Origin of the sequence: Niveispirillum fermenti, from assembly GCF_048066175.1 — a bacterium.
Lineage (GTDB): Bacteria > Pseudomonadota > Alphaproteobacteria > Azospirillales > Azospirillaceae > Niveispirillum > Niveispirillum fermenti.
This window is the reverse complement of sequence record NZ_JBLTXA010000023.1, coordinates 1-12,594: the sequence shown is the minus strand read 5'-3', so window position 1 is coordinate 12,594 and position 12,594 is coordinate 1. Positions and strand designations below refer to the sequence as shown.

Genomic DNA, 12,594 nt, shown 5'->3' with positions numbered 1-12,594 from the left:
AACCGCGTATGAACCTTGATTTCGATCCCGACTGGCTGCGCCTGCGCGAACCGCTGGACGATGCGGCGCGCGCCGTGGGGCTGGCATGGGCCTTCGGCCGCATCCTGCCCACCCATCCGATGATCATCGACCTGGGGGCCGGCACGGGCAGCAATGTCCGGCAACTGGCCATGAAGCTGGGCCGGGGCGAGCAGGACTGGACCCTGATCGAAAAGGACCGCAAGCTTCTGGCCAAGGCGCCGGGGGAGATCGGCCGCTGGGCCGACCGTAACGGCTGGGAGCACAAGGAACAGCGCCGCGCCTACATGATCACTTGCGACGACATGGCCGTGCGGGTGGAGATGCGCAGCTTCGACCTGTCGCAGGACCCGGCGGAACTGGGCCTTAACCAGTATGACGGGGTGACGGCGAAGGCGTTGTTCGACCTTGTCTCCGCCGCGTGGCTGGACCGGTTCGTGAAGGAACTGGCGGGCTGCGGCTTCCCGCCGCTGCTGGCCACGCTGATCGTGGACGGCCGGGTGGAATTCTCCATCGCGGACGAGGATGACGCCTTCGTGCTGGAGCGGTTCCACGCCCATATGGGCCGGGCCAAGGGCCTGGGCGGGCCCGCCCTGGGTCCCGCCGCACCCAAGGCATTGGTGGCCAGCCTGACGGCCGCCGGCTATCGCGTGGAAACCGCGCAGGCCGACTGGAAGATCGGGCCCAAGCAGATCGCCGCCCATCTGGCCATGCTGGAGGGCTATGCCCGCGCGGCGGCGGAGCAGGAACCGGCCGCCTCCCCCCGCATCCAGGCCTGGGCGGCCCGCCGGCGCGACCTGGCCAGTGAACAGGGCGCCCGGCTGATGGTGGGCCATCTGGACCTGCTGGCCCGCCGGTAACGGGGGCCGGCAACCGGGCCTGGACAAGGCAGGGCCCGCCGTCGGATTTCCGACAGCGGGTTCAGCGCAGGACGCCGCTTTCCACCACACCGTCAATGATGAACTGGCAGGCCAGCGCCGTCAGCAGGATGCCCAGCACCCGATTGATCACGTTGATCCCCGTGACGCCCAGCAGCTTGCCGACCTCCCCCGCGAACAGCAGGCAGACCAGCGTGGCCAGCAGCACACCGGACAGCACGGCCAGCACGGCGGCCTGCATCATCCAGTCGCCATCGGCCCGCCCCATCAGCAGCACGACCGAGGTCATGGCTCCCGGACCCGCAATCAGCGGAATGGCCAGCGGGAAGACGGAAATGTCGGCCCGGTGCCGGGCCTCCTGTTTTTCATCCTCCGTCGCTGTGCGCAGGCCGCTTTCACGGGCGAACACCATCTCGATCGCGACCAGCAGCAGCAGGATGCCACCGGCGATGCGGAAGGCACCCACACTGATCCCGAGCGAGGTCAGCAGCAATTCCCCGATGAAGGCGAAGGCGAACAGCAGGCCGGTGCCGATCAGCACGCCCTTGATGGCCGTGCGGCGACGGTGCCGGCTGTCCATGCCGGCCGTCAGGCCCGCGAACAGGGGGCCCAGTCCGATGGGATCGATGGTGACGAAGAAGGCAATGAAGGTGGAAAGGACCAGGTCACTCATGACGGCCGCCGCGGGGGAAATGGATGATGTCGGGATGGGCATCATCTACGCCCCCGCGGCCCGGCTGTGAAGTGTCCGCCCGGCAGGTCTGCCATATCCCGCCCGGTGGCAATGGCCGCCTTTGACCGGCCCGGTCACGGGTGGGAACGGAACATGGAGCGATTTTCGGTTGACGGGAAACCGCGCCGGCTGCGGCGGCCGCAGCACCGCCCGCGCGGCGCGGCCAGGCCAATGTCAGTTGGCCCGGCGGTCGGGCGCGAAAGGCATATTTCCGCTCAGCGCAAATATGCTCCAGTCCCCCGGACACCGCCCCGATTGCGGCCAGCAGGATCGCCACGAACGGCACAGGCACCCGGCACGACAATGCGGCATGAGCCGGTGGTCGCCACGCCGGGACCCCGTGCCGATGCGCGGTCCTGTAATTTTAAACTAACGTTTTGGTGGCTTTTATTATGAAAATTACGACTCGAAATTTGAATCAGGTTTCATGAAATAGGCCTTGTGGTCCATTGACACCCATGCTGCACCGCCGTACACCAGTCGGAAAAGCCCACAAAAGGAGGAGGCCGCGGGCAATCTCATGAGCAAGAAAGTCTATACCGATGCCGTGGCGGCCCTGGCTGGGCTGCTGCGGGACGACATGATCGTGATGGCCGGCGGGTTCGGTCTTTGCGGTATCCCGGAAAACCTGATCGCCGCGATCAAGCTGTCGGGCGTAAAGGGCCTGACGGTCATCTCCAACAATGCGGGCGTGGACGGGTTCGGCCTGGGCCAGTTGCTGGAGACCAAGCAGATCCGCAAGATGGTCTCCTCCTATGTCGGGGAGAACAAGCTGTTCGCACAGCAATATCTGTCTGGTGAGCTTGAGCTGGAGTTCAACCCCCAGGGCACGCTGGCCGAGCGCATCCGCGCCGGCGGTGCCGGCATCCCGGCCTTCTTCACCAAGACGGGCGTGGGCACGCTGGTGGCCGAGGGCAAGGAACTGCGGGAGTTCGACGGCGAGACCTATGTCATGGAACGCGGCCTGCGCGCCGACCTGGCCGTCGTGAAGGCCTGGAAGGGCGACACGGAAGGCAACCTGATCTATCGCAAGACCGCGCGGAACTTCAATCCGATGATGGCCATGGCGGGCAAGGTCACCGTGGCCGAGGTGGAGCAACTGGTGAATGTCGGCACGATCGACCCCGATCATGTCCACACACCGGGCATCTTCGTGCAGCGCATCATCGAAGGCACGCACGAAAAGCGCATCGAGCAGCGCACCACGCGCAAGCGCGATTAAGGGCGAGGGGGAAACAAAATGGCTTGGACCCGTGAGGAAATGGCCGCCCGCGCTGCGAAGGAACTGCGCGACGGCTTCTATGTGAACCTGGGCATCGGCATCCCGACCCTGGTGGCGAACTTCATCCCCGAGGGGATGCATGTGACGCTTCAGTCGGAAAACGGCATGCTGGGCATGGGCCCCTTCCCGTTCGAGGGGGAAGAGGATGCCGACCTGATCAATGCCGGCAAGCAGACCATCACCGAACTGCCCTATAGCAGCTATTTCAGCAGCGCCGACAGCTTCGCCATGATCCGTGGCGGACATATCGACCTGTCGGTGCTGGGCGCCATGCAGGTGGCCGCCAATGGCGATCTGGCCAACTGGATGATCCCCGGCAAGATGGTCAAGGGCATGGGCGGCGCCATGGATCTGGTGGCCGGCGTCAAGAAGGTCGTCGTCGTGATGGAGCATTGCGCCGTCGACAAGAAGACGGGCGCCATCGAGCCGAAGCTGCTGCGGGAATGCACCCTGCCGCTGACCGGCACGCGCGTCGTGGACCTGGTGGTCACCGATCTGGGCGTGTTCCAGGTGGACAAGCACGGAACGGGTCCGCTGACCCTGATCGAAATGGCCCCCGGCATCACGCTGGAAGAGATCAGGTCAAAAACCCAGGCCGAGTTCGACCTGGCCGAGGCGCTGGTGTCCTGACAGGCATCGGGCCGATGAGGTGGGGCGGCAGTGCCGCCCCACCTCATCGGCCTTCACGCAATCTTGACCGGAACCTGCAGGTTCCGGTCAAGCCCCTGCTTCTTTCATGCCGGCGGCATCAATCATCTTTCATGCCGGCGGCATCAATCATCGCCGGCCATGGCCATCGCGGCAAGACGGTCTGCCTGCGGCCGGAGGGCCGGCACGGGCAGCCGCTCGGGCGCATGCAGCCCGTGATGGGCCGCCAGGTCCAGCACCCAATCCAGGTACATTTCGATCATCCCGCCGACATGAAAGGCGGGGCAGCCGGTATAAAGCCGGTCATGGCCCGTGGTGAAGGGCGTGATGGGCCGGCTGTCCAGCCGCAGCCGCAAACCGTCCACCCCCTGCTCGACGCGGAAGGCGCAGGCCTCGCCCGTGGTGGGATTGACAGCGCTCTCCCCCTCCGGCTCCAGCCTGGAAGCGTGCAGGAAGGTGACGATCATCCCCAGGCTGCCGGCGGCCAGGGTCTTCAATTCCTTGCGGCTGCGCCACATCGCGTCCCGCCAGTCGGCAACGGGCAGGTCGACGCCCAGATGCAGCGATGCCTCCACCAGGCTGAAGCACATATGCAGCGCCGTGTTGCTGCCCGTCTTGGAAATGCTGACCATGTCGTGGCCGGCCCGGGCGTAAAGGGCGGACCCCTTGAAGAAACCCTGTGCGAAACGGGCCATGCGGGCGAACGGGCAGCCGGAAACAGGCCGGTCGGCCATTTCCGCCGCCCATTCATCCAGCACGAGATTGAGCGTGAGGCAGCATTGCGAGCGCAGCCAGTTCAGCTTCTGATCCTGCGACAGGCCGGGCGGCAGGGGGGCAAAGGGGCCGTCCTTCTTGATGCGGGCCTGATCCATGCGCACCAGCAGCCGGTGACGAAGATCATGGAACAGGAAGGACAGGAAGATATTGCCCTTCACCCGGTCGCGATTGTCGGGCGTCAGCGGCCGCCCATCCTCCAGCAACAGGTCCAGGCCCGCAGCATCGCCGCCGCGCCGGGTCAGCCAGTCCAGAAGGTTCGATACGCCCAGCCGGGCCAGCCCCGCCTTGGCATGGGCCAGACGGTAAAGCTGGGCAAAGCTGCCCTCCGCCTCAGGCTGACAGGTTTCGGGCTGGATGAACCGGATATGTGCGCCGCCGTCCATATGGACCCCCGCTGCTGGTGACCAGCAACAGGAAGCAATCGGCGGGCCATGATTGATGAATTCAGTAAAATCAATAATTTGAAAGAAAAGGCATCGTTGCGAAATGCAAAATCGTTCTTGCTGTACGCAACAGCCGGCGCTTTTTGCCGGGCCGACGGGAAAGGCATGCCGGGCGTGGCGTGCCCGGTCCGGGGAAACCCGGACCGGGCGGACACCTCAAATCAAAGTCCCTTGGACTTGACCAGATCGGCCAGGCTGACCTCGGGCCGGGCGCCATAATGGCCGATGATCTCGCCGGCGCAGATGGCGCCCAGGCGGGCGCAGGTAGCCGGGTCGCGGCCCTGGGTATAACCGTGGAGGAAGCCGGCGGCGAACAGGTCGCCCGCCCCCGTCGTATCGACGACCTGCTCCACCTTCTCGGCCGGCACGCTGTAGGTCTCGCCGCCGACCAGCACGGTGGCGCCCTGTTCGCCCCGGGTCAGGACGGCCACTTCGACATTCTTGCGCGCCTCGGCGGCAGCACTGTCGAAATCACCGCCGAACAGGGCGACGATCTCGCTCTCGTTGGCGAACAGGATGTCGACATGGTTCTTCACCAGGTCGCGGAAGCTGTCCAGGTGGCGGTTCACGCAGAACGGGTCGGACAGCGACAGCGCCACCTTGCGGCCGGCCGCATGCGCCAGGGAAGCGGCCTTCAGGAACGCCTCCTTGGCAGCCGGCGGGTCCCACAGATAGCCTTCCAGATAGACGACCTTGGCCGACTGGATGGTGGCGGCGTCGATATCGTCGGGCGTCAGGTCCAGACAGGCGCCCAGGAAGGTGTTCATGGTCCGGTGGCCGTCCGGCGTCACCAGGATCAGGCAGCTTCCCGTGGGCTTGCCCTCGTCCAGGTCGGGGGTGTCGAACACCACGCCGGCCGCGCGGATGTCATGGCGGTAGACCTTGCCGAGCTGGTCATGCGCCACCTTGCCGATGAACACGCCCTTGCCGCCCAGCGAAGCCAGGGCCGCCATGGTGTTGCCGGCGGAACCGCCGGAGATTTCCACGCCCGGCCCCATCTTGGCATAGAGGGCTTCCGCCTCCTCTGCACTGATCAGCCGCATGGCATTCTTCATCAGGCCGTTGGCGGCCAGGAACGCATCATCGGCCTTGGCGATCACATCGACGATCGCGTTGCCCATGCCCACAACATCATAAACTGCCGCCACGAATGGCCTCCACCCGTCTGGAAAAATTGGCGCGGAGTATAGGGCGGTGCGCGCTTGCGGCAAGTGCGCATGCATCCCCATATGGATGGGGAGCGCGCATGGGTGCGCCTGGATGCGCATGGGCGGGGTTCTGGCAGGGCCGGTCCGGCAGGGCGGGCGGGAAGGGACGGGAAAAACATGATCCGGCATCTGGTGCGCGCCGCGGCGCAATTGCCCGACCCGGCCTTCCTGCGGGTCATCATCCTGTCCATCCTGGGGACGCTGGCGCTTTTCGCCCTGCTTCTGGGCGGTTTCGGCTGGCTGCTGGCCCATACCAGCCTGTTCGACATCCCCTGGGTGGATACGGGCATCGGTCTGCTGGGCGGGCTGGCAGCACTGGCGCTGGCCTGGCTGATGTTCCCGGCCGTGATGGTCGCCGTTTCCTCGGTCATGCTGGACAGCATCGTGGATGCCGTCGAACGGCGGCACTATCCCTGGCTGCCGCCCCCGCGCCCCATCCCGCTATGGCGATCGGTGTGGGAGGGGGTGAAATTCCTGGGGCTGGTGCTGCTGGTCAATCTGCTGGCTCTGCCCTTCTATTTCATCCCCGTGGTCAATCTCTTCGTCTATTTCCTGGTCAACGGCTATCTGGTGGGGCGGGAATATTACGAGCTGGTCGCCGTCAGACGGCTTGACACCGCCGGGGTAAGGCTTTTGCGCCGCGACCGGCGGGCGGGTCTTTTCGTGGCAGGCGTCATTCTCGCCTTTCTTTCGTCACTCCCGCTCGTCAATCTTGTCGTGCCCGTGCTGGCCGCCGCCTTCATGGCGCATTTCTTTGAAGAAATGCGGCGTGATCTGCCGGCTGCGGCTGCGTGAGCGCGCATTCTGTGATACCGCATAACCGGGCCGGACCCGCCGTCCGGTCCCCACCCTGAGCCAGCGCATTTGGGGGCAATCAATATGTTCCGACGCCAGAGACCGCCCACGGCCCCGCCCACGCCCGCACCCCCGGCACCACCCGCCGGGGAGACAACGCAGGACGCCGGTGCCGGGTTCCGCCAGACGGAACCGCAGGCGGACGTGAAACCCGCCATTCCGCCTGCAGACCAAGGTTCCGAAACCAGCCCGAGGATGACGATGAACACGCCTTTCTCCACCCCCACCGGTTCGCCTGGCACGGCGGCGGCCCCGTCGCTGAAGAGCGACATTCCGCGCCGCGTCGTGGATATCCCCAACAGCCCGCCCAAGCGCGTGGCCCCGACGGGTGTGGAAGGCAGCAGCGGCACCACCCCCGCCACAGAAATGCGCAAGCTGATCGTCGGCCGCGACATCAGCCTGTCCGGTGAGATCGCCGCCTGTGACGTGCTGGTCGTCGAAGGCACGGTGGAAGCCAAGCTGCGCGACGGCCATGTCGTGGAAATCGCCGATACGGGCCTGTTCAAGGGCTCGGTGGAGATCGACGAGGCCGATATCGGCGGGCGGTTCGAGGGCGATATCACGGTGCGCGGCACGCTGAAGGTGCGTTCCACGGGCCGCATCCTGGGCAATATCCGCTATGGCACGCTGGAAGTGGAAAATGGTGGCCAGTTGGCCGGCACCATCCAGGTCCTGGGCGAAGCGCCGGTCCTGCCAAGCCCGGCCGAATCGTCGGCAACGGTGTCGGTTTCCGCCCCGGCGGCCGACAATGCCGGCGACGGCGAGGGTTGATATCGGGGGCGAGAGATATTGGCCCCGATATGCGCGCCGACTGGCGCGGCGGCGCCCATGCTGCCGCCTTCCCGCCCGACAGAAGACCCCGCCGGCCATCCGGCGGGGTTTTTCGTGCCGGTGACATTTCAGCGGGTTGCCGGGGATGGGCCGTGCTGGTTCCCTGGACGGGTCCCCCCCCCGTTCCCCCCCTGGCCCCCCCTGGCCCCATGGTGCCCGCCCGTGAACCCGCCGCCCTTCATCTTCACCCCCGGTACCGCCCTGGCTGCAATCGGGGATCGCACCGGCCTGGACCGGTTCGAATATGTCATCCGCCATGGCAGCATGAAGGCCGGGCTTTACGCACCGCAAGACCGCGACATGCAGGGGCCGCACCGGCAGGACGAGCTTTACGCCGTCCTTTCCGGCACGGGATTGTTCGAGAAGGCGGGCCGGCGTGCCCCTTTCGGCCCCGGCGACCTGATCTTCGTGGAGGCGGGGGCCGAACACCGCTTCGTTGAATTCAGCACGGATTTCACCTGCTGGGCCCTGTTCTGGGGACCGGCTGGCGGCGAGCCGGATCACCAGCCCACGGGTTCATAGGCCAGCACGGCATCGAACTCGGCATTGGCCGGATCGATACCGGCAGAGATCGGATCGGCCTTGCCCAGCACCTTCAGCACGAAGCGGCTGGCCAGCAGCCATTTCCGCCGGTCGCCCCATTTCAGCTCGGCCACCGCCTCCTCGCACAACAGCGCGCCCGCCAGCGTGTCGGCCATCAGGGTCAGCAACCGGCGGCCGTGGCGCGGCCCCTGGTCCGGGTTGCGGCGCAGGAAGGCCAGGGCGGCGCGGCATTCCTCCACGGCCCCTTCCAGCACGGCGGCCACATCCTCCGCCGCCGGCTCCCGCGCTGCGGGCGGCAGGTCGGACAGGATCGTCCCGACACGGGCCAGGAAGATCTGGTCCCCCGGGCGCCGTCCCGCCACCAGCCGCAGCAGTTCCAGCGCCTGTATATTGGCCGGCCCCTCCCAGACGGATACGACCAGGCAGTCGCGGTAGAAACGACTGGTCACCATCTCGTCGGTATAGCCGTTGCCGCCCACCAGTTCGACGGCATGGCGGCAGGCCGTCACGGCCTGTTCGGCTGTCCGGTACTTGGCCAGCGCGGTGGCCAGGCGCAGCCAGTCGCCGCCCGTGTCGGGGTCGGCCAGATGCGCATCGAAGGCCAGGACCGCCTCGAAGGCCAGGGCGGTCGCCGCCTCCTGCTCCATCGCCATGTCCAGCAACTGGTCCTGCACCATGGGATAATGGCGGATGGGGCGGCCAAAGGCGACGCGATGCGTGGCCCAGCCCGCACTTTCCACGAAGGCCCGGCGCAACAGCCCGGCGGAGCCGACGGCATTGTGGATGCGGCTATATTCCAGGGCCGCCATCATCATCTTCAGCCCTTCCGGCGGCGGCGCCATCTCCAGCGCCCAGCAGCCGTTCAGGTCCATCTCCGCCGTGGCCAGCCCCTTGGTGCCGGCCTTCTCCTTCAGGCGGCGGACACGCTGGTGGTTGGGCGTGCCGTCGGGCAGGTGGGAGGGCACGAGGTAGCAGCCCAGGCCCTGCCCGCCCGGCTCGGCCCCGTCGGGCCGGGCCGTGGCCATGGCCAGCCCGGCACCGGCATTGCTGGTGAACCATTTCACGCCATGCAGCCGGTGACCGTCATTGCGCGCCTCGGCCCGCGTCGTGGTGGCCCCCACGTCCGATCCGCCATGCTGTTCGGTGGCCCAGGTGCCGCCCGACAGGGCCTTTCCATCCATGCGCACCATGTCCGGCAGATAACGGCCACGCACGTCCGGCGGGGCCAGCGCATCCAGCACATGGGCCACGGCCCCGGTCATGGTGACGGGGCAATGGATGGAAATATCGGCCTGCGACAGCATGTAACCCATGGTGAAGCAGGCCGCATGGCTGGGCGCGCCCGACGGCCCCCGTCCCTCGTCCTGATAGGCCAGGCCGACGGCGCCGCGGCGATAGGCCTCGGCGTGACAGGCCAGGTATTCGGGGTTGAAGACGACGCGGCCCGTCCGGTTGCCGTCGATGTCATAGGGGTCCAGGCGCGGCGGGGCGAAACGGTCGGTATATTCGGCCTGGGCATCCAGTTCGCCGCCGACCCAGGCGCCGAATTCCGACAGGCGCCCCTCGTGCGCCTCCAGCACATGCGGGGCGCGGCGTTCCAGCAGCCGGATCAGGTTCGTGTCGGTTTCAAAGAAATTGCTGCCGCGCGCCGTGCGCGGATAATCGGCCGCGTCGCTCATGCCCGCTCCTCCCCCTGGGTTCACGGGGCAGGATGGCCCAAAGCCCATGGCCGGAAAAGGGGGATGGCAGCACAAGGGTCGCCGGGCGGTCTTGTCCATCCCCCAATAATATTCACACACGTGATAGTGAATGTTGACAGGGCGGGGAGCTTGCCGCATGTTCGCTGGGCACGCTGGCATCCGATCAGCGGCTGAATGGGAGAACGCTTCACATGAGGGCCAAGCTGCTCGCGTCCGCCTGCGCGGTCGCGCTGACCACCTTTTCCGCACCTGTCCTGGCACAGGAAACCGATCCCGCCGAGCGCGAGGCGGCCGGCAACCGCCAGGCCGATGTCCTGCAGGAGATCATCGTCACCTCCACCCGCCGGGCCCAGCGCATCGACGATGTGCCGCTCAGCGTCACCGCCTTCTCGCAGGAGGATCTGACGACGAAGGGCGTCGTCGGCTATGAGGGGCTGGCGCGGGAAACGCCGGGCGTGGTCCTGAACAAGCCCAGCGCCAACTTCAACAATTTCACGGCGCGCGGCATCGCCACCAACGGCTATGGCGCCAACCTGCAAAGCACCGTCGCCATCTATATCGACGAGCTGCCCATTTCCACCATCGGCAACAGCACGGTGCTGGACCCCAACCTGTTCGACGTGGAACGGGTGGAATTCCTGCGCGGACCGCAGGGCACGCTTTTCGGTTCCGGCTCCCTGTCCGGTGCCATGCGCGTGCTGACCAAGAGCCCGGACCTGCGGAAGTTCGACGCCGCCGCCCTAACCGATTTCGGGCTGACGGGGTCGGACTCGCTGCGCCAGCGCTACAACGTGATGGTCAACACGCCGCTGGTGGAAGACAAGCTGGCCCTGCGCGTCACGGGCTTCTACCGGCACGAGGAAGGCTATGTCGACAATGTCGGCACCGGCATCGACAATTCCAACACGCTGGAAAGCTGGGGTGGCCGCGCCATCCTGAAATGGCAGCCGACCGACCGCATGTCCGTGCGCCTGCTGGCCTCGCACGAGGACAGCAACCCCAAGGACAGTTCGCTGGTCAGCCCGTCGCTGGGCCGCAACAAGCGCGTGTCCGACCGGCCCGACCTTTATGTCGGCAAGCTGACCAACTACAACGCCACCATCGAATATGAATTTGACGGCGTGAACCTGGTCAGCTCCACGACCTATTCCGAGTTCAACCAGAAATTCTATGTCGATCTGGCCGGCACCTTCGGCGGCGCCATCGCCTTCGGCCTGGATGCCGACGGGTATCTCAACACGTTCGTGGAGGAATTCCGCCTGTCCTCCAACAATTCCAGCAACTGGGAATGGGTGGTCGGCGGCTTCTTCATGGACCGGCGCAACGACGTTGACTATTTCTACCGGTCTTCACCGGATTTCCTGGCCGCGCGGGGGATCACGGGCCTGCCGGATGAATATTACCAGCGCAACTACACCCACAGCAAATCGCATGAACTGGCCGGTTTCGGTGAACTGACATACCGGTTCAGCGAGCGGTTCTGGCTGACGGGCGGCCTGCGCTACGGGCGCCTGGACGCCCAGGGCTTCACCGAGGAAGGCGGCTATAATTCCAACTATCTGACCTATGCGCTGAGCGGCCTGTCGGGCCCCCTGACGGTCACCCCCGTGGTGGCGGGCGCCGGCGTGAAGGCCAAGGGCAGCAAGCCATCCTACAAGGTCAGCGCCTCCGTCAAGCCCGACACGGCCACCACGGTCTATGCCAGCGTGTCCACCGGCTTCCGCGCGCCCGTGGTGAACGCCTATGCCGGGCGGCCCAGCGTCACCGACCCCAATGACCTGATCATCCCCTATGGCGCCGATTCCGACGACCTGACCAATTACGAGCTGGGGTTGAAGGGGCGCTGGCTGGATGGCCGCCTGTCCGCGCATCTGGCCGCCTACCTGATCGACTGGAGCAATATCCAGGTCCAGGCCAACCGTGTATCGGACAGCGTGCAGTTCGCCGCCAATATCGGTGCTGCCCGCAGCAAGGGCATCGAGTTCGAGATCAGCGCCATGCCCGCCACCGGGCTGACCGTCGGCCTGAACGGATCGCTCAACGATGCCAAGGTGACGGAACTGTCGGCCACCGAAGCGGCCGTTTCCGGTGCCGTGAAGGGGGCCCGCCTGTCGGCGCCGCGCTTCCAGGGATCGGTCTTCATCCAGTACTGGTTCGACCTGACGCCGGAACTGCCGGCCAATGTCGCGCTGAACATGCAGCATGTGGGCGGCTTCCCCAGCGGGTTCCCCAATGTGCCGGGGCGGCCCGGCACGGTCAGCCCCACCTATGGCCGTACCGAAAGCTACAATAATGTGAACATGAGCTTCGGCATCAGCAAAGGGTCCTGGACGGCGACGCTTTATGGCGAGAACCTGTTCGATGATCATTCGATCACCTATGTCCATCCGGAGGCCTTCCTGGCGAGCCGCTTTGCCACGATGCGGCCGCGCACCCTGGGCATCCGCCTCGGCTACGAGTATTAAGCCATGACGGCCGCCCCCGTCCCCAAAGCCCCGGCCATGCCGGGGTCCGTCCCCGCCGCCCCCGATGCCCGCGCCTGGTATGTTCTGGGCATGCTGTGCTTCGTCTATGTGCTGAATTTCCTGGACCGGCAGTTGCTGTCGATCCTGGCCAAGCCCATCCAGGACGATCTGGGCGTCACGGATGGTCAGTTGGGCCTGATCAGCGGGCTTTAC

The 12,594-nt window shown here is 66.1% G+C and carries 11 protein-coding genes and 1 pseudogene; 8 read left to right on the top strand and 4 right to left on the bottom strand.

Annotation, left to right across the window (positions count from 1 at the left end):
* Window positions 1-8 precede the first annotated feature (8 nt).
* Window positions 9-878 carry a hypothetical protein gene (locus ACM9LZ_RS18620; protein WP_416621015.1) on the top strand — a complete coding sequence of 290 codons (870 nt, stop codon included), beginning with the start codon at window positions 9-11 and terminating at the stop codon, window positions 876-878.
* 61 nt (window positions 879-939) lie between these two features.
* Here the strand turns inward: ACM9LZ_RS18620 and ACM9LZ_RS18615 are convergent, their stop codons facing one another.
* Window positions 940-1,569, bottom strand: a complete 630-nt coding sequence (locus ACM9LZ_RS18615; protein WP_416621014.1) for a MarC family protein — start codon at window positions 1,567-1,569, stop codon at window positions 940-942.
* 580 nt (window positions 1,570-2,149) lie between these two features.
* On the opposite strand from ACM9LZ_RS18615, the gene ACM9LZ_RS18610 reads away from it, so the two are divergent.
* Both ACM9LZ_RS18610 and ACM9LZ_RS18605 read left to right on the top strand, forming a co-directional pair.
* Window positions 2,150-2,851 (top strand): CoA transferase subunit A, encoded by a 702-nt coding sequence (locus ACM9LZ_RS18610; protein WP_416621013.1) that lies wholly within the window; start codon window positions 2,150-2,152, stop codon window positions 2,849-2,851.
* An 18-nt stretch (window positions 2,852-2,869) separates the two neighbouring features.
* Window positions 2,870-3,541, top strand: coding sequence for a CoA transferase subunit B (locus ACM9LZ_RS18605; protein ID WP_416621012.1), 672 nt, complete (start codon window positions 2,870-2,872; stop codon window positions 3,539-3,541).
* A gap of 143 nt (window positions 3,542-3,684) precedes the next feature.
* On the opposite strand, the gene ACM9LZ_RS18600 is transcribed toward ACM9LZ_RS18605, so the two are convergent.
* A complete protein-coding gene (locus tag ACM9LZ_RS18600; RefSeq protein WP_416621011.1) occupies window positions 3,685-4,719 on the bottom strand; it encodes a hypothetical protein in 1,035 nt (344 codons plus the stop codon).
* 221 nt (window positions 4,720-4,940) lie between these two features.
* Window positions 4,941-5,900 (bottom strand): adenosine kinase, encoded by a 960-nt coding sequence (locus ACM9LZ_RS18595; protein ID WP_416621010.1) that lies wholly within the window; start codon window positions 5,898-5,900, stop codon window positions 4,941-4,943.
* A 204-nt stretch (window positions 5,901-6,104) separates the two neighbouring features.
* Between ACM9LZ_RS18595 and ACM9LZ_RS18590 the strand changes: the two genes are divergently transcribed.
* The 3 genes from ACM9LZ_RS18590 (at window position 6,105) to ACM9LZ_RS18580 (ending at window position 8,195) form a co-directional block, all read left to right on the top strand.
* Complete coding sequence (locus tag ACM9LZ_RS18590; protein WP_416621009.1) at window positions 6,105-6,782, top strand: EI24 domain-containing protein; 678 nt, start codon at window positions 6,105-6,107, stop codon at window positions 6,780-6,782.
* Between the two features lie 261 nt (window positions 6,783-7,043).
* Complete coding sequence (locus ACM9LZ_RS18585) at window positions 7,044-7,613, top strand: bactofilin family protein (protein ID WP_416621008.1); 570 nt, start codon at window positions 7,044-7,046, stop codon at window positions 7,611-7,613.
* A gap of 222 nt (window positions 7,614-7,835) precedes the next feature.
* Entirely contained in the window at window positions 7,836-8,195 is a 360-nt protein-coding gene (locus ACM9LZ_RS18580) for a cupin domain-containing protein (protein ID WP_416621007.1), read from the top strand.
* Here the strand turns inward: ACM9LZ_RS18580 and ACM9LZ_RS18575 are convergent.
* Window positions 8,174-9,895, bottom strand: a complete 1,722-nt coding sequence (locus ACM9LZ_RS18575) for an acyl-CoA dehydrogenase family protein (RefSeq protein WP_416621006.1) — start codon at window positions 9,893-9,895, stop codon at window positions 8,174-8,176. The two genes, ACM9LZ_RS18580 and ACM9LZ_RS18575, sit on opposite strands and share 22 nt — an antisense overlap.
* Window positions 9,896-10,107: 212 nt before the next feature.
* Here ACM9LZ_RS18575 and ACM9LZ_RS18570 point away from each other — a divergent pair, with 212 nt between their 5' ends.
* Both ACM9LZ_RS18570 and ACM9LZ_RS18565 read left to right on the top strand, forming a co-directional pair.
* The gene (locus ACM9LZ_RS18570; RefSeq protein ID WP_416621005.1) at window positions 10,108-12,381 is read left to right on the top strand and encodes a TonB-dependent receptor; all 2,274 of its coding nucleotides are present in this window, start codon (window positions 10,108-10,110) and stop codon (window positions 12,379-12,381) included.
* 3 nt (window positions 12,382-12,384) lie between these two features.
* Window positions 12,385-12,594, top strand: a pseudogene (locus tag ACM9LZ_RS18565) (spinster family MFS transporter); the annotation flags it as partial.

Excerpts from the sequence above, each read along its gene's own strand:
- ACM9LZ_RS18620 (WP_416621015.1), top strand. The coding sequence starts at position 9 with ATGAACCTTGATTTCGATCCCGACTGGCTGCGCCTGCGCGAACCGCTG.
- ACM9LZ_RS18615 (WP_416621014.1), bottom strand. The coding sequence starts at position 1,569 with ATGAGTGACCTGGTCCTTTCCACCTTCATTGCCTTCTTCGTCACCATC.
- ACM9LZ_RS18610 (WP_416621013.1), top strand. The coding sequence starts at position 2,150 with ATGAGCAAGAAAGTCTATACCGATGCCGTGGCGGCCCTGGCTGGGCTG.
- ACM9LZ_RS18605 (WP_416621012.1), top strand. The coding sequence starts at position 2,870 with ATGGCTTGGACCCGTGAGGAAATGGCCGCCCGCGCTGCGAAGGAACTG.
- ACM9LZ_RS18600 (WP_416621011.1), bottom strand. The coding sequence starts at position 4,719 with ATGGACGGCGGCGCACATATCCGGTTCATCCAGCCCGAAACCTGTCAG.
- ACM9LZ_RS18595 (WP_416621010.1), bottom strand. The coding sequence starts at position 5,900 with ATGGGCAACGCGATCGTCGATGTGATCGCCAAGGCCGATGATGCGTTC.
- ACM9LZ_RS18590 (WP_416621009.1), top strand. The coding sequence starts at position 6,105 with ATGATCCGGCATCTGGTGCGCGCCGCGGCGCAATTGCCCGACCCGGCC.
- ACM9LZ_RS18585 (WP_416621008.1), top strand. The coding sequence starts at position 7,044 with ATGAACACGCCTTTCTCCACCCCCACCGGTTCGCCTGGCACGGCGGCG.
- ACM9LZ_RS18575 (WP_416621006.1), bottom strand. The coding sequence starts at position 9,895 with ATGAGCGACGCGGCCGATTATCCGCGCACGGCGCGCGGCAGCAATTTC.
- ACM9LZ_RS18570 (WP_416621005.1), top strand. The coding sequence starts at position 10,108 with ATGAGGGCCAAGCTGCTCGCGTCCGCCTGCGCGGTCGCGCTGACCACC.